The organism is Pseudomonas sp. EA_65y_Pfl2_P74 (genome assembly GCF_963970575.1).
GTDB lineage: Bacteria > Pseudomonadota > Gammaproteobacteria > Pseudomonadales > Pseudomonadaceae > Aquipseudomonas > Aquipseudomonas baetica_A.
Genome location: NZ_CAXAOQ010000002.1, coordinates 43,862 through 59,879, shown reverse-complemented (window position 1 = coordinate 59,879; position 16,018 = coordinate 43,862). Strand labels below are relative to the sequence as shown.

Annotated in this window: 14 protein-coding genes; 6 read left to right on the top strand and 8 right to left on the bottom strand. The window is 54.0% G+C overall.

Translation table 11 applies throughout. From position 1 onward, the window contains the following. Positions 1-14: 14 nt before the first annotated feature. The 7 genes from argR to acs form a co-directional block, all read right to left on the bottom strand. Positions 15-995, bottom strand: coding sequence for a transcriptional regulator ArgR (gene argR, locus AACY18_RS01715; protein WP_339430883.1), 981 nt, complete (start codon positions 993-995; stop codon positions 15-17). A 231-nt stretch (positions 996-1,226) separates the two neighbouring features. Next, entirely contained in the window at positions 1,227-1,991 is a 765-nt protein-coding gene (locus AACY18_RS01710) for an ABC transporter ATP-binding protein (protein ID WP_221734282.1), read from the bottom strand. 27 nt (positions 1,992-2,018) lie between these two features. Continuing rightward, the gene (locus tag AACY18_RS01705; RefSeq protein WP_339464058.1) at positions 2,019-3,131 is read right to left on the bottom strand and encodes a M14 family metallopeptidase; all 1,113 of its coding nucleotides are present in this window, start codon (positions 3,129-3,131) and stop codon (positions 2,019-2,021) included. 1 nt (position 3,132) lies between these two features. Then, complete coding sequence (locus tag AACY18_RS01700) at positions 3,133-3,831, bottom strand: ABC transporter permease (RefSeq protein ID WP_221734280.1); 699 nt, start codon at positions 3,829-3,831, stop codon at positions 3,133-3,135. Further along, positions 3,828-4,517 (bottom strand): ABC transporter permease, encoded by a 690-nt coding sequence (locus tag AACY18_RS01695; protein WP_053122878.1) that lies wholly within the window; start codon positions 4,515-4,517, stop codon positions 3,828-3,830. The genes AACY18_RS01700 and AACY18_RS01695 overlap by 4 nt, the downstream gene beginning before the upstream one ends. 91 nt (positions 4,518-4,608) lie before the next feature. Beyond that, positions 4,609-5,382 carry an ABC transporter substrate-binding protein gene (locus AACY18_RS01690; RefSeq protein WP_221734279.1) on the bottom strand — a complete coding sequence of 258 codons (774 nt, stop codon included), beginning with the start codon at positions 5,380-5,382 and terminating at the stop codon, positions 4,609-4,611. Between the two features lie 643 nt (positions 5,383-6,025). Next, a complete protein-coding gene (gene acs / locus AACY18_RS01685) occupies positions 6,026-7,981 on the bottom strand; it encodes an acetate--CoA ligase (RefSeq protein ID WP_339430885.1) in 1,956 nt (651 codons plus the stop codon). Between the two features lie 459 nt (positions 7,982-8,440). Between acs and AACY18_RS01680 the strand changes: the two genes are divergently transcribed. After that, entirely contained in the window at positions 8,441-8,701 is a 261-nt protein-coding gene (locus tag AACY18_RS01680) for a DUF2790 domain-containing protein (RefSeq protein ID WP_339430886.1), read from the top strand. A 552-nt stretch (positions 8,702-9,253) separates the two neighbouring features. Continuing rightward, positions 9,254-10,504, top strand: coding sequence for a ribonucleotide-diphosphate reductase subunit beta (locus tag AACY18_RS01675; RefSeq protein WP_047599662.1), 1,251 nt, complete (start codon positions 9,254-9,256; stop codon positions 10,502-10,504). An 88-nt stretch (positions 10,505-10,592) separates the two neighbouring features. Here the strand turns inward: AACY18_RS01675 and AACY18_RS01670 are convergent, their stop codons facing one another. Continuing rightward, positions 10,593-12,341 (bottom strand): DNA cytosine methyltransferase, encoded by a 1,749-nt coding sequence (locus tag AACY18_RS01670; RefSeq protein ID WP_339464057.1) that lies wholly within the window; start codon positions 12,339-12,341, stop codon positions 10,593-10,595. On the opposite strand from AACY18_RS01670, the gene AACY18_RS01665 reads away from it, so the two are divergent. From AACY18_RS01665 to AACY18_RS01650, 4 genes are all read left to right on the top strand, one after another. Continuing rightward, positions 12,307-12,747 carry a very short patch repair endonuclease gene (locus tag AACY18_RS01665; RefSeq protein WP_103485856.1) on the top strand — a complete coding sequence of 147 codons (441 nt, stop codon included), beginning with the start codon at positions 12,307-12,309 and terminating at the stop codon, positions 12,745-12,747. The genes AACY18_RS01670 and AACY18_RS01665 overlap by 35 nt on opposite strands. Positions 12,748-13,001: 254 nt before the next feature. Further along, positions 13,002-13,223 (top strand): hypothetical protein, encoded by a 222-nt coding sequence (locus tag AACY18_RS01660; protein ID WP_103485857.1) that lies wholly within the window; start codon positions 13,002-13,004, stop codon positions 13,221-13,223. Between the two features lie 57 nt (positions 13,224-13,280). Further along, entirely contained in the window at positions 13,281-15,242 is a 1,962-nt protein-coding gene (locus tag AACY18_RS01655; protein WP_339464056.1) for a hypothetical protein, read from the top strand. Further along, entirely contained in the window at positions 15,239-16,018 is a 780-nt protein-coding gene (locus AACY18_RS01650) for a hypothetical protein (RefSeq protein WP_339464055.1), read from the top strand. Before AACY18_RS01655 ends, AACY18_RS01650 begins: the two co-directional genes overlap by 4 nt.

Here is a 16,018-nt window from a genome sequence, read left to right as displayed (position 1 = left end):
CAACCCGACGCGGCTCAGCCGCGCTCGGGCGGCACCGACGACAATTCGAACGGGCTGCTGCTTCGCCGCTGGTTGCGATCTTCTCGCGGCGTGGCACCGAAGAAGTTGCGATAAGCGCTGGAGAAGTGCGGCCCCGAGGAGAAGCCGCACGACAGACCGATCTGAATGATCGACTTGCTGGTTTGCATCAACATTTGCCGGGCCTTGTTCAGGCGCAGTTCCAGGTAGTACTGGCTCGGCACACGATTGAGGTATTGCTTGAAGATCCGCTCCAACTGCCGACGGGATACGCACACATGCTGGGCAATTTCGTCGGTGGTCAGCGGCTCTTCGATATTGGCTTCCATCAGCAACACCGCCTGGGTGAGCTTCGGATGGCTGGAGCCCAGACGGTTCTGCAACGGAATGCGCTGACGCTCGCCGCCCTCGCGGATGCGCTCCACCACCAGTTCTTCGGACACCGCACCGGCCAGCTCTGCACCGTGATCACGCGCCAGCACTGCCAGCAACAAGTCGAGCACCGACAGGCCGCCACACGCGGTCAAGCGATCACGGTCCCAGTCGAACAGATGGCTGGTCGCGATGACTTTAGGGAAACGCTCCGCGAAATCGTCCTGCCAGCGCCAGTGGACGGCAGCGCGGTAACCGTCGAGCAAACCGAGTTGCGCCAACGGATACACGCCGGCCGACAGACCTGCGATCACACAGCCAGCCCGCACCAGTTGTTTCAGTGCACTGCTCAGAGCCGGCGCCAAAGACGTCGGTGGCTCATCGGCGAGCAGAAACAGTTTCTGGAAGTTTTCGAGCTTGCCGGCCCATGGCTCGCCGGGCAATTGCCAGGCACCTTCGGCGGGAGGCTCGGCCTGCAAGAACGTCAACTCGTAGACCACGTCCGGGTGCACACGCTGAGCAACACGCAAGGCCTCCTCCGCCAGCGCCAGCGTCAACGCTTTAGTGCTGGGCCAAATCAGGAAACCAATTCGATGGGCAGTCATGGGCGGGCAATCCGAAACGAAGAACGGTGATGAAGGCAAGGGCCAATGCTAGCCCGAAATCGAAACTGTCGCAGATCCATTGTGGGAGCGGGCTTGCTCGCGAATGCGGTAGATCAGACACCAATGATGTCGACTGATACACCGCTTTCGCGAGCAAACCCGCTCCCACAGGGGGCCGAGCAAGTTTTCAGGTCGCGAAGCATGACCTAATTGGGTGCATAACGGGAGCGATTACTTGAGGCTACCCGAGAGGAACTGTTGCAGACGTTCCGATTGCGGATTGACCAGCACTTCACGCGGATCGCCGCTTTCTTCCACGACACCTTTGTGGAGGAATACCAACTGGTTCGACACTTCACGGGCAAAGCCCATTTCGTGGGTGACCACCACCATGGTGCGGCCTTCCTGAGCCAGCGCCTGCATGACTTTGAGCACGTCGCCTACCAGTTCCGGGTCGAGCGCCGAGGTCGGTTCGTCGAACAGCATCACTTCCGGTTCCATCGCCAGCGCACGAGCAATCGCCACACGCTGCTGCTCGCCACCGGACATGTGCCCCGGGAACGCATCCTTACGATGGGCCACGCCGACCTTGTTCAGGTAATGCTCGGCTTTCTCGCGGGCTTCGGCCTTGGACATGCCCAGCACATGCACCGGCGCTTCCATGATGTTTTCCAGCGCGGTCATGTGCGACCACAGGTTGAAATGCTGGAACACCATCGACAGACGCGAACGCATACGCTGCAGTTGCTTTGGATCAGCGGCTTTCAGCGCGCCGTCCTTGTTCGCGACCAGTTTCAGCTCTTCGTTGTTGAGCAGAATCTTGCCCGCGTGCGGCTGCTCAAGCAGGTTGATGCAACGCAGGAAAGTACTTTTGCCGGAGCCACTGGAGCCGATGATGCTGATCACATCGCCGGCTGCCGCTTTCAGGGACACGCCCTTGAGCACTTCGTGACTGCCATAGCGTTTATGCAGGTCTTGGACTTCAAGTTTGTACATGCGGTCGGTTCTCACAAAAACAGTCAGTCAGTCGTTGAGCAAGCGCCCGTGACGCAGCGCTTCGCGCCCCGCCACCTTGGCCAGCCAGAAACCGGGTTGGGCATAGCGCAGCCGTTCAATGGCAAACAGCACCCCGGACGTACCAGCACACACCGTGCTGACCCGATCAGACACAGGGTCGATCACTTCAAAAATCTCATCACCGGCCTCGACCCATTCGCCGGGTTTACGCACAAAGCTCACCACGCCCGGGTGCGGCGCGAACAACAATTCGGTGCCTTCGAACGGCATGCCTTCGCACGGCTCGTGTGCCGGGCTCGGCCACTCGCCGCAGATCAAGCCCTGCTCGGCGAGAAACGCCAGAATGCCTTCAGCATGGGCCTGGGCATCAGCGCGGCCAGTGTCAGCCTGACCGCCCAGCTCGATGGTCGTCGCCAGACAAGCCAAAGGAATCTGCGCCTGCGGGAACTGACGCGACAGGCGCAGCCACGGCAGCGAACAGGCTTCATCGAAGGAGCTGCCGCCGGAATCTTCCGCCAGCAAACCCACTTTCACATTCAGATGCGCGGCCAGTGAACGCCACTGCGGCCAGTGCTGCGGCAACGCATACAGGTGCAGTGCCGCTTCAGCATCACAGTGCAAGTCGAGCACCACGTCGGCGGTGCAGGCGTGGCTGAGCAATACGCGCTGCATGCCTTGCAACTGGCTGCTCGCGGGCGGCAATGCCGCCAGATGATCGGCCATCGCCTGACGGATCAGGCGAATATTGGCGTGCGAATCGTCACCCAGGCTGCCGGCCAACGCCGCCGCAACCGGCGCGCTCAGCTCAACGAAGTCACGGTTGAAATTCTTGCCACTGCCCGCCTCGAAACGGCCTTGGTGATTGCCTTGCAGCAACTGACCAAGACCCAACGGGTTGGCCACCGGCACCAGCTCGATCACGCCGTTGAGCAGGCCTTTGTCTTCGAGTTCGCCGAGGCGCTTTTTAAGCTCCCAGGCGGTGCGCATGCCCGGCAATTCGTCAGCGTGCAGGCTGGCCTGAATGTAAGCCTTGCGCTCGCCGCTGCCGAAACGAAACACCGAAATCCTGCGCTCGCTGCCCAGATGGCTCCACGGCAAAACGTGGTCGATACGTTCCATATCAGTGCTTCCGCGGGGCCAGATAGCTCAGCCAGCGACGCTCGGCCAGCTTGAACAACTTGACCAGAATGAAGGTCAGGCACAGGTAGAACACGCCAGCGGTGATGTACGCCTCGAAAGGCAGGTAGTACTGCGCGTTAACGGTACGGGCCGCACCCGTGATGTCGATCAGGGTCACGATGGACGCCAGACTGGTGGTCTGCAGCATCATGATCACTTCGTTGCTGTACTGCGGCAACGCGCGGCGCAGGGCCGACGGCAGCAGGATGCGCTTGTACATCTTGAAGCGCGACATGCCCATGGCTTTGGCCGCTTCGATCTCACCGTTCGGCGTCGCCTTCAGGCTGCCGGCGATGATTTCCGCGGTGTAGGCGCTGGTGTTCACGGCGAACGCCAGGCATGCGCAGAACGTAGCGCTGGACAGCCACGGCCAGAGGAAGCTTTCACGTACAGCTTCAAACTGGGCCAGACCGTAGTAGATCAGGAACAGTTGAACCAGCATCGGCGTACCGCGAATCACGTAGGTGTAGAGCCACGCGGTGCCGTTGACGATCGAGTTCTTGGAGACGCGCATCAGCCCCAGCGGCAACGCCGCCAGCAGACCAAAGAACAGCGACAGCGCGAGCAGTTTGAGGGTGGTCAACAGGCCGCCGAGGTACAGCGGCATAGCCTCCCAAATGACGTTGTAGTCGAAGATCATAGATCAGCCGCCCTTACGCCTACCGAGTAGCGCTTCTCAAGTTGACGCAATGCCAGCAACGAGACACTGGTGATCACCAGGTACATCGCCGCCACTGCAAGGAAGAAGGTGAAAGGCTCGCGAGTGGCATCCGCCGCCTGCTTGGCCTTGAACATCATGTCTTGCAGACCGACCACCGAAATCAGCGCAGTCGCCTTGGTCAGTACCAGCCAGTTGTTGGTGAAGCCTGGAATCGCCAAGCGAATCATCTGCGGCACCATCACCCGGAAGAACACCTGAAAACTGCTCATGCCGTAGGCCATGCCCGCTTCGGCCTGCCCCTTGGGGATCGCCATGAACGCGCCACGGAAGGTTTCCGACAGGTACGCCCCGAAGATGAAACCGAGGGTGCCGATACCGGCGGCCAACGGGTTCAGGTCGATGTAATCGTTGAAGCCGAGCAGCGGCGCCACGCGGTTGAGCAAGTCCTGACCGCCGTAGAAAATCAGCAGGATCAGCACCAGATCGGGAATCCCGCGGATCACCGTGGAATACAGATCGCCCAGCCACGCCAGCCAGCGCACCGGCGACAGGCGCAGTGCAACACCGATCAGCCCGAGAACGATGGCCAGAGCCATGGACGACAAGGCGAGCTGAAGCGTCAGCCATGCGCCATCGAGGATGACAGCCCCGTAGCCTTTCAACATGATTCAGGTCCTCGAAAGTAGGGATGAAAAAATGGCGCAAACCGCAGAGATCCTGTTGCTTGCGCCATTTCGGACTTGTCGCAGAGACGTATTACTTGCCGTAGATATCGAAGGCGAAGTACTTGTCCTGGATTGCTTTGTATTTGCCGTTTTCGCGGATGGCCGCGATGGCCGCGTTGATCTTGTCTTTCAGGGCATCGCCCTTACGCACAGCGATGCCTACGCCGTCGCCGAAGTATTTGACGTCGGTGAAAGCCGGGCCTGCGAAGGCGAAACCTTTACCGGCGTCGGTGTTCAGGAAACCGTCTTGCAGCAGGGTGGCATCAGCCAGGGTGCCGTCGAGGCGACCGGCGGCCACGTCGAGGTAGATCTCGTTCTGCGAACCGTACGGCTTGATCTCGGCGCCCAGTGGAGCCAGGACTTCGCGGGCGAAACGCTCGTGGATCGAACCACGTTGCACGCCGATGTTCTTGCCCTTGAGCTCAGCCAGACCTTCGCTGACCTGAGTACCGGCCTTCATGACCAGACGTGCCGGGGTGTTGTAGTACTTGTTGGTGAAGTCGACGGACTTCTTGCGGTCTTCAGTGATCGACATGGACGACAGGATCGCGTCGATCTTGCGCACTTTCAGTGCCGGGATCAGACCGTCGAACTCTTGCTCGACCCATACACACTTGACCTGCATCTGCTCGCACAGCGCATTGCCGATGTCATAGTCGAAACCGACGATGCTGCCGTCCGGCGCTTTGGAAGCGAACGGAGGGTAGGCCGCTTCGATACCGATCTTCACAGGTTTTTCGTCAGCGAAGGCATTGAGCGACAGCACGGACAGTGCCAGGGCGCCAAGCAGCACAAGTTTCTTCATCTTGAGACTCCATCGGTAAAGGGCAAAAACGGCAGAGTGAGCAACAGCCCAATATGCGAAGGGGTGAATCGGAAAATCCGTTGCTGCATCGGTGGGAAATTTCCTATTGAAACCGCAGGAGGTTTCAACGTTAGCCACGATGAGCCAGTGATCGGCATTCTAACGACAGGCCCGAAGTCGATATTTCTTCAATGCGACAACTAATTACAGATGCACCGAGAAACCGACTTGAGCACATTGACAGTCTTGCAATTTCATGCAAGAGCGAAAGACAGTGAACCGATCTATACTGCAAATTGCGGGCCTATTATTCGCAAACCCTTCTAATCCGGCAAGCGCAGCGTTGTGTCTTATTTTTCTCGCCTGGTTTTGAGGCTCTGAAACGGGGCGATGCGTTTCCCCTCGCCCCGGTTTGGCGCTGGCGGTTACACATTTGGTTACGGGGATGAAGACGGGTAACAGGCGGAAATGTCTTACGCGGGAAATCGATAATTATTGGTTGGGTGGTTTCGGTTTCTGGCTGCGGACTACACCAGCGCCTGACAAATTGCCTTCGCGAGCAAGCCAGCACATAAACAACAGACACAAAAAAGCCCCATCCGGCCTACACCGAACAGGGCTTTCCTACACATCAACCCGCTACTTAAGCAACATTCATGGTCTTGTGCGTATCAATCAAATGCTGCACCACACCCGGGTCCGCCAGCGTCGAGATATCCCCCAACCCGTCGTACTCAGCCGTGGCAATCTTGCGCAGAATGCGGCGCATGATCTTGCCCGAACGAGTCTTCGGCAGCCCCGGCGCCCACTGGATCACGTCCGGCGAAGCAATCGGGCCGATCTCTTTACGCACCCAGTTCTTCAACTCCAGACGCAATTGCTCGGTCGGCTCCTCGCCATTTTTCAGGGTGACGTAGACATAAATGCCCTGCCCCTTGATGTCGTGCGGCACACCAACCACCGCCGCTTCAGCGACTTTCGGGTGGGCAACCATCGCGCTTTCGATCTCGGCCGTACCCATGCGGTGGCCGGAGACGTTGAGCACGTCATCCACCCGCCCGGTGATCCAGTAGTAACCATCGGCATCACGACGCGCACCGTCACCGGTGAAGTACATGCCTCGGAACGTCTTGAAGTAGGTGTCGACGAAGCGGTCATGGTCGCCATACAGCGTGCGCGCCTGACCTGGCCACGAATCGAGAATCACCAGATTGCCTTCAGCCTCGCCCTCGATAATGTTACCGAGGTTGTCGACCAACGCCGGCACCACACCGAAGAACGGCCGCGCCGCCGAACCCGGCTTCAGCGCATGGGCGCCCGGCAACGGGCTCATCATGTTGCCGCCCGTCTCGGTCTGCCACCAGGTATCAACGATCGGGCAACGGGACTTGCCCACATTCTTGTAATACCAGTCCCAGGCTTCCGGGTTGATCGGCTCACCCACCGAACCGAGCAAGCGCAGGCTGCTGCCATCAGCGCCTTCAACAGCGGCCTGACCCGAAGCCATCATTGCGCGGATCGCGGTCGGCGCGGTGTAGAGGATGTTGACCTTGTGCTTGTCGACAATCTTCGCCACCCGAGTGATGTCCGGGTAGTTCGGCACACCTTCGAACAGCAACGTGGTCGCGCCGTTGGCCAGCGGGCCGTAGACGATATAACTGTGGCCAGTGACCCAGCCAACGTCGGCCGTGCACCAATAAACTTCCCCCGGGCGGTAGTCGAACACACGCTCGTGGGTCATCGCCGCATACAGCAGATAACCGCCCGTGGTGTGCTGCACGCCCTTCGGCTTGCCGGTGGAGCCTGAGGTGTAAAGGATGAACAGCGCTTCCTCAGCGCCCATCTCTTTGGGCGCGCACACGCTGCCCGCCACTTTCATCAGGTCTTCGTACCAGATGTCGCGATGCTGGTTCCACTTGATGTCGCCACCGGTGCGCTTGCACACGATGACTTTCTGGATGCTGCTGGTTTCCGGGTTGGTCAGCGCGTCGTCGACGTTGGACTTGAGCGGGATCTTCTTGCCGGCACGAATGCCTTCGTCAGCGGTGATCACCACTTTGGATTTGCAGTCGATGATGCGACCGGCCAGGGCTTCCGGCGAGAAGCCACCGAACACCACCGAGTGAATCGCGCCGATCCGGGTGCAGGCCAGCATGGCGACCACGGCTTCGGGAATCATTGGCATATAGATAGTCACCACGTCGCCGCGGTGTACATCCTGACCACGCAGGGCGTTGGCGAGTTTGCACACTTGTTCGTGCAGTTCGCGGTAAGTGATGTTGCGGCTTTCGGAAGGATCGTCACCCTCCCAGATGATTGCCACTTGATCGCCGCGCTCGGCCAGATGACGGTCGAGGCAGTTATAGGAAACGTTCAGGGTGCCATCGGCGAACCACTTGATGTCGACATGGTGATCGTCGAACGAAGTCTGTTTCACCGTGGTGAAAGGCTTGATCCAGTCAAGACGCTGGGCTTGCTCGCGCCAGAAGCCGTCAGGGTTGACGACCGACTGCTGGTACATGGCTTTGTAGGTCGCCTCGTCAGTCAGCGTGTTAGCCAGAACCTCGGGACGAACGGGATACAGAGAAGCCGCACTCATCTTTCCTACCTCGGTGTAATAGTTGTTTTTGTATGACCCAGTTGTATCCGGGCCGGCCCCATAGAACCATTCGACGATGGTAGTAACAAGCCCCTACAAAACATCCAGTTACCCCGACCGCAAGCCTGACGCCCCTCTCCCAAACACTCCCCCCCCTGTGGGAGCTTGCCTGCAAGCGATTCAGACAACTCGCTCTTTCAGGCAAATTGCTTGGCGAGAACTCGATATCGACCGATTGTTACCAAATCTGCCAAAGGTGTTTATCAAAACCCGCTCTGTTTACCCCCACCTCACCTCCCTAGAATTCACCTCGCCGACAAGGCAAAGCGATTAACAACGATACAGCCCCCACGAAGGCCGTTAATCCAGCTCTCAAGTAATAACTGCAAACGATGAAGTTACACACGCAACCCCATAAAGGTTGCGTGACCCCACTCGACCTCAAAAAGGTAAATCCGAATGAAAGCTTTATGGGTTCTGGCCATCAGCTGTCTGTGCGCAACCGCCATGGCAGACGAGGCCCCGACTGACGTCGCCCAGCAACAACCGGCCGTCGAGGAATACACCTACTCGACTCACCTGGACATCGCCAAAGTTGTCTCCATGAGCGAAGTGCCCAATGTCTGCGAAGTGGTTCCGGCCAAAATGGAATACGACGACTCCAAAGGTCAGCGCCACATCCTGCGTTACAGCATCATGGGCAATGGCTGCACCAATTGACGATTGAGACTGCACCGAATCGGATCTCTCAGCGCTTCATTGAGGGTCGATTCCAGCCCGACTTCGGTCGGGCTCAGTTGTGTCTGGAGTCGTCAAAAATGCTTGCAAAACACTAGATGTAGTGAAAAACACGGTTTTTTGTTCGTTTTTTGAGCAATTCCACATTTACGAAATTTCTTCGAAAAAAAATCTATCCCTGGCAAAGCCCTGTAAACCCACGCTCTCACTGAAAAACCACCCTCCCCGACCGCTCCATGCGCGGATTCGCCTCAGCACGGCCCGTTTTTTTTCCCTATAATGCCGCCCTAATCGGGACAGCAATATTCCCTTACAGGGATGAACAGCCCATCTGAAGCCCCGCAGCAGCGTTCAACGCCAGCTGCGCCCGTCAGAGGCTCTCGGAACCCCGAACAAAATTCTGTTTTATTGCCTGCCTTAGCTGCTGCAAAAAACGATTCCTTAAGATCCAACGCGGTCTGTACGACCGTGTGAAAAACCAAACCATCAGGTTTCACACGGGGCGACAGGCCCTCAAGCAGGAGACGACACGTCATGCTGAGCTGGGACGAATTCGACAAAGAAGACAGTGAGGTAGCAGCAGTGAAAGGCGCCAACGCCGGCCACGCTACTGAAGCCAACATGGACCGCCTCGACAACGCCGGCGGCGCCGCCGCGCTCGAAGCCCGCGCCGTCACCGCCGACGACTCGGCCGCCGTGGCCCGCGCCAAGGCTGCACTGAACTCCCTCGACGTCGCCGAAGGCCTCGCCGAACTCGAAGGCGCCTCCGCCCGTGTCGCCGTTGACGAAAAGCGCATGATCAACTGCCGCGCCGACCTCAACCAACTCGTACCCTTCAAGTACGACTGGGCCTGGCAGAAGTACCTGGACGGTTGCGCAAACCACTGGATGCCGCAAGAAGTCAACATGACCGCCGACATCGCCCTCTGGAAAAACCCGGAAGGCCTGACCGACGACGAGCGCCGCATCGTCATGCGCAACCTCGGCTTCTTCTCCACCGCCGACTCCCTGGTTGCCAACAACCTCGTTCTGGCCGTGTACCGCCTGATCACCAACCCGGAATGCCGCCAGTACATCCTGCGCCAGGCCTTCGAAGAAGCGATCCACACCCACGCCTACCAGTACTGCATCGAATCGCTGGCCATGGATGAAGGCGAGATCTTCAACATGTACCACGAGATCCCATCGGTCGCGAAAAAAGCAGCCTGGGGCCTGAAATACACCCGTTCGATCTCCGATCCGAAGTTCGAAACCGGCACCCCGGACACCGACAAAGAACTGCTGCGCAACCTGATCGCCTACTACTGCGTGCTGGAAGGCATCTTCTTCTACTGCGGCTTCACCCAAATCCTCTCCATGGGCCGCCGCAACAAAATGACCGGTGTCGCCGAGCAGTTCCAATACATCCTGCGCGACGAATCCATGCACCTGAACTTCGGCATCGACGTGATCAACCAGATCAAAATCGAAAACCCACACCTGTGGGATGCCGAAATGAAGGAAGAAGCGACCCAGATGATCCTGCAGGGTACGCAGTTGGAGATCGAATACGCACGCGACACCATGCCTCGCGGCGTACTGGGCATGAACGCGGCGATGATGGAGGACTACCTGAAGTTCATCGCTAACCGTCGTTTGTCGCAGATCGGCCTTAAAGAGGAATATCCAGGGACCACTAACCCGTTCCCTTGGATGAGCGAGATTATGGACTTGAAGAAAGAGAAGAATTTCTTTGAGACGAGAGTTATTGAGTATCAGACTGGTGGGGCGTTGAGCTGGGATTGATATCTCAATCTAGCCGCAAATTTCTGACTGGCATTTGAAAATAAAAAGCCCCGACCTAGTCGGGGCTTTTTTTATTCCTCAAGAGCTATTACTCAACTAGATTAGGAGCAAACGCCTGTAACTCATTTTTCTCTGTTTGCCGCTCATCATATTCCCGCACCTTATCAAAAAGAATGCCATACACCACCTTCGAAATCTTAGACGCCAGCAATGGGGGAACTGCGTTTCCAACTTGGTGAAATTGATCGGTTCTGCTGCCTTGAAAAAAATAATTATCTGGAAAAGTCTGGATCCGAGCGGCCTCTCTGACGGACAAACTGCGACACTGAGTTGGATCATAGTGAATGAAATAGTGCCCATCCTTGGAAATATGACTTGTAATAGTAGTGGCATACCTATTCTCAGTCTGCACTCTAAATCGATCGCTAAACTTTCCTGTCTTCCAATTTTTGTGATCGGGCGCCAACCCATCTAGAAAGAATCCCTCATGCCCCTTGGGAGAAGTACCATGAATTTGAGCATAGACTGCTGCGAATAAATATCTGCGTAAATCTGTAGGCATATGCCCACGACATTCATGATTCAACCAATACCCTAAATCTTCATCAAGATACCAATCGTCTAAAATCGGACTTTCGGTAGCCCCATCAGCCAATATATCTTTGCGAACTCTTTTACCTCCAAAGTTCAATGGAGCATCCGCCATATCAAAAGACTTAGAAAGACCCTGAAGTGCGGCCCACAGCTCTACATTGACAGGATCCGTCTGACCTTGAAGATAACGCAATTCTTCTTTCACAACATCAATCCAACCGCTTTGGCTGTCTTCAGTTCTTGAAAGTCCGCTGCGAAGTCTAGGTAGATTTTTTATCACCTGACCCACTGATATTTTGGAGTATTTTTTATCTTCAGAAGCGAGCTTCACTAAATTACTTGATACCGGAAGACTATCAGTAGCAATACCCAAGAGAATTACACGATGCCTTGCTTGGGGAATGCCGTAATCCTCAGCTTTAATGATGAAAGATCTAGGATCAATTTTTTCCACATCCTCACCAGGACCGAAGGAGCCCCCAGTAACTAGAGAATAAATACGATACTGCTTTCCCGCGCCATTTGAATGTAGAGCCTGGCCCGGATCTGAAAGGTCCTTCAGAATATTTGAGAATATCCTTTCATTGTTGACCTTAGATGAGAGGATGCCTTTCACATTCTCCATGACGAACATTGTGGGCTGCCTCTCTCGAATGATCCGCAGGTACTCCTTATAAAGAAAGTGTCGGTGGTCATTCTCAGCCTTATAATCGATTTTTGACTGATTTCTTGCACGTCCTACGATCGAGTAGGCCTGACATGGGGGCCCTCCGATCAGCACCCAAGGACGTTTCTCGTTCAACCTAACCTTTAGAACTTCATCTAAAGTGGAATTACCCTGATCACTTCCCAAAGTGATGCATTGGGCCTCCTGCCCCGCCATTTCCCAAAGGTACTCTGTATTGACGGACGGCTTAAACGTGCCAGCAGCATTGGGGTCATTACAAAAATCATAATACTCAAAAAGCAGGTCCGGTCTCTTTTTTTGGAGCAGCCGAAAAAACGCTCGTAGCCGTAGCGTCTCCCAGGCTTTTGGGTCTTTTTCAGCAGAAATGACGATTTCAAAGCGATCACTGCAAGAAGTAAATCCCTCACCAAGGCCTCCCGGGCCAGCAAAGAGATCTACGACTTGGATAGGCTCGGTTAGAGAACCTTCGGGCTCAGGGGTCATATCAGCTAGGAGATTCAAATTTATCTGGGAGTCGTTCATGGACATAGTCAGCAAAGAAGTCAGGTCACGCATGATGGCAGGCATCCGAGGTAGCAATACACGCCCGGAGGTAAAAGTCAGACGCATTCTGCATCGGCATGGTTTTAGGTACCGGTTGCACCAACGAAATCTACCTGGAAGACCCGATATAGTGCTATCACGTTATCGGGTCTGCATTTTTGTTCATGGTTGTTTTTGGCATAGACACCTCGGCTGTCATTACGCAACCACTCCTAAAACCAATGAAGATTTCTGGCGAACAAAGCTTGAACAGAACGTTGCTAGGGATGCCAAGAACAAGGAGATCTTACTGGCATCCGGATGGCGCGTTTTCGAGCTATGGGAGTGCGGTATACGCAGACCAGAAGCCGAGATGTTGTGGATTTTGGATGCGATCAGAGATTGTAATCAAAAATCCATCTCTTGGCCTGAGCTTTAAGGGAAATAGCTCAGAGGCGGGTCGTTCAGCCATTAGGAAAACTGAGTACCCCTGTGTTTTCCCGATCTCTATTCCAAAGTCCTCTAGGGCATTGCGCAATTGCTTGAGCAGTTTCCTTCATCCAAAAAAAGCTTCTAAACGCTGAAAAATCCCGAAAAAAACAAAAAAAACTTGACGAAACCACCAACATTTTCTAAATATTTAACAAATGTTGTAGGAAAAGCCGATTTATTTGTAGGATTTGAGAGGCCGCCGTGTCAGAAAAGAGAGAAAAATTTGTGAGGCTTGCAGAGCAGCGCGTGAATCGCGCACTCAATGACATTCGCCTGATAGGAAACCTTTCCAACAGAGGTGCTTACAGCTTTACCGAAGAGGACATTAAGAAGATCTTTAGAACCCTGCAAAAGGAGCTAGATCAAGCCAAGGCGCGGTTCTCTGACTCAGAAAACTCCTCCGGCGGCGACTTTAAACTCTAGCCCACTAACCCCATCAAGCAACGCTGATTCCCGACGTTTCTATTGAGAGAATTCATAATGATCGATCAACCGCATTGGAGCTTTTTGGAAAAGCCTCAGGGGGCTAAGGCCCGTGATCCCATGCAAGAAGAGTTTTTCCAAGATCAGTCGATTGACGGAATCGATCACGCATTGATTCGCGAGACAGTGCAGAACTCCCTTGATGCACGTATTGGTGATCATCCCGTAAAAATAGTCTTTTCATTAGGCCAATTAAGAGCAGATAGGGCGAAATACTGGTTCCCCAAACAAGTTCAGGCTCACTTTTCTGCAAAGGAGATTCGCCTCAATAATCTCCCAAATTGGGGAGCAGAGGAATGTGCATACCTCACTATCGAAGACTTCAACACAAAAGGGCTTGAGGGTAAAATTGACTCTGCCGACCCAAAGACAGGAGGCAATTTTTATCATTTTTTCCGCGCAGAAGGTGTTTCTAATAAAAGGCCAGGTGAGCGCGGTAGCTGGGGGGTCGGCAAAATCGTAATTCCCCGCTCCAGTAGAGTTCGGTCTTTTTTTGCAATCACACGTAGAGCCTCCGAGCCTGGCCTGCATCTTATGGGCCAAGCAATCCTTCGTCATCATGAAGTTGAGGGAAAAATCTACACTCCTGATGGTTGGTTTAGCGAAGAAATTAATGGTCTCCAGACACCATTTTCCGACAACGCCATAACAGATCGTCTCAAGGATGATTTCGGCCTGCGCCGAGAAAAAGAACCAGGTTTAGGCTTAGTCATTCCATGGATTTATGAAGACTACCTGACGTTTAATAGATTGGCAGCGGTAATTGCGCGCGAGTATTTTATCCCGATATTGTCGGGGGATCTGATCATTGAGCTGAACGACTCCAGAACAGATCAGTTCGCTAAATTTGATGCAGATAGTCTTAGCGAGCTAAAAAGCGCTGCTCCAGACGATGATGAATTTCAGGACTCAATCTATTTAGCGGGCAGTCTGCTAGGTATGGAGCAATTTGAGGCAATTACGGCTAATGTTAGTCATACCACTGGTTCTTCAGTGCCGGATTACGATTGGTCCAACTACATCACCGATATCCCGCCACAGGACATTGAGTTAGCCCTTGATCAAGGGAACGTGGTGCACTTCAAGGTTCCGATGATAATACAACCTACGAAAGCCACGCCCGAAACCGGTCATTTCGATGTTCTTCTAAAAAAGAAAACGGGACGCCACTACCCAATATTTGTCAGGGATGGACTACTTATTCCTAACCATCCCACTCGTAAAAAGACGCCAGATCACATAGCGCTTATCTGCGCATCGGCAAATATAGTTGCTGAAACACTTGGAAAGTCTGAGTGCCCTGCGCATACAGATTGGAAGGCAAGCCGAGATAAATTCAGGGAACAACATTACCGAGAGGGAAACAGGCTGATTTCTTTCGTGCGTGATAGCGCTCAGAAGCTAGTAGGTAAACTATCTAACGAACAAGGCAAGCCAGACCATAGCTTGTTAGCAGAACTGCTTCCTCTTCCTGCGAATGATGCACCTTCCAAGCCTACAATGAAAAAGGAGGCGGTTAGTCGGGATAAGGAGGTAATTAAACCGATTACCCCCGAAATACCGCCGATTGCCTCACGTTGCTGGAAATTGCAACAAGTAGGAAAAGAGGTTCATCTGCGTGGAAATCCTAGCGGTTTCGAAAATGCAGGAGGATATAGGCTAACCCTACAAGCCGCATACGATATTCATGGCCGCAACCCCTTCAACTCCCATTCTAAATATGACTTTGATTTAATTCGAGCAGCAAGAGAAGGGGTAGATAAGAAAAGCGAGTTCCACCTAGATTTAAATGAACATGTAGAAATTATAGACGGCGATCACGGCCGGCTGACTGTTATGGTTACCAGCCCAGAATTCGAAATTCTCTTCCGACCAGCAGATTTACATCGAGACCTGATAATGAAGGTCAACTCTCTAGCTGTGGATGAGTATTTGGATGATGAGGAGATTGCAGAATGAGCCGTCGTTTTAATTTTACCGGGCGTACTAAAATTAACAAAGAGGACGTCAGAGCGATAATCGAGCGACGTGACGACGGACTATTCTGCAACATGGACCTGATGCTGGGTAACTATAATTTAAGAGTAGACGCCTTGGTCGTGATCGAGGCCGAACGCGGTAGAGCGCTACGTCTACGGCACGAGTGGGGAACCGCAGGTGTTGCCTTGTCAAGCTGGAAGCGGGGTTCAGAGTTTGATATTAGTTCTATGGGTGACTCTGAAGGCCTTCAGTTTCGTGTACTTGTAGTTGAACCAAAAACCTGCCGCCTCCTTGCTTCCGCTGAAGGAATTAAAGCTTATAACGAAGGCGAACTGCAGTTACCTACCCGCTCACTTCTGCCGATTAGGATGGAGGATCTCTCGGGAGGAGTCTGGGAATTGGAAATGGGAGAAATCCCTACTCTCATTCTAGATAGTGGTCTCGGGACTAAACAAGAACTGAAGTCAAGTCCTATACTCTTCGCGTTCCTCCCTGGCGTAATTAGGGCAATCTTGGTGAATCTCGTTCATGAACAATTGGGGACAAGTAATGACGATGACGATGACGGCTCCAACGATGGGGAAAATGATTGCAGTACTTGGCTAAATTTGGGGGCCACTTGGGCAGGAGTTTCATTCCCTAATACAGAAAATTATTTAGATATTGACGAATGGGCACAGAAAGCAACAATTGGTTTTTGCCAAGAAAAGAAGTTGCGAAACCGTCTCGCTAACTTTATGAGTGATGAGGACTAA

What these genes read in the sequence shown, in the direction of transcription:
- AACY18_RS01680 (WP_339430886.1), top strand. Translation starts at nt 8,441, where the DNA reads ATGAAAGCTTTATGGGTTCTGGCCATCAGCTGTCTGTGCGCAACCGCC.
- AACY18_RS01665 (WP_103485856.1), top strand. Translation starts at nt 12,307, where the DNA reads ATGGACATAGTCAGCAAAGAAGTCAGGTCACGCATGATGGCAGGCATC.
- AACY18_RS01655 (WP_339464056.1), top strand. Translation starts at nt 13,281, where the DNA reads ATGATCGATCAACCGCATTGGAGCTTTTTGGAAAAGCCTCAGGGGGCT.
- acs (WP_339430885.1), bottom strand. Translation starts at nt 7,981, where the DNA reads ATGAGTGCGGCTTCTCTGTATCCCGTTCGTCCCGAGGTTCTGGCTAAC.
- AACY18_RS01690 (WP_221734279.1), bottom strand. Translation starts at nt 5,382, where the DNA reads ATGAAGAAACTTGTGCTGCTTGGCGCCCTGGCACTGTCCGTGCTGTCG.
- AACY18_RS01700 (WP_221734280.1), bottom strand. Translation starts at nt 3,831, where the DNA reads ATGATCTTCGACTACAACGTCATTTGGGAGGCTATGCCGCTGTACCTC.
- AACY18_RS01695 (WP_053122878.1), bottom strand. Translation starts at nt 4,517, where the DNA reads ATGTTGAAAGGCTACGGGGCTGTCATCCTCGATGGCGCATGGCTGACG.
- argR (WP_339430883.1), bottom strand. Translation starts at nt 995, where the DNA reads ATGACTGCCCATCGAATTGGTTTCCTGATTTGGCCCAGCACTAAAGCG.
- AACY18_RS01710 (WP_221734282.1), bottom strand. Translation starts at nt 1,991, where the DNA reads ATGTACAAACTTGAAGTCCAAGACCTGCATAAACGCTATGGCAGTCAC.
- AACY18_RS01705 (WP_339464058.1), bottom strand. Translation starts at nt 3,131, where the DNA reads ATGGAACGTATCGACCACGTTTTGCCGTGGAGCCATCTGGGCAGCGAG.
- AACY18_RS01675 (WP_047599662.1), top strand. Translation starts at nt 9,254, where the DNA reads ATGCTGAGCTGGGACGAATTCGACAAAGAAGACAGTGAGGTAGCAGCA.
- AACY18_RS01670 (WP_339464057.1), bottom strand. Translation starts at nt 12,341, where the DNA reads ATGCGTGACCTGACTTCTTTGCTGACTATGTCCATGAACGACTCCCAG.
- AACY18_RS01650 (WP_339464055.1), top strand. Translation starts at nt 15,239, where the DNA reads ATGAGCCGTCGTTTTAATTTTACCGGGCGTACTAAAATTAACAAAGAG.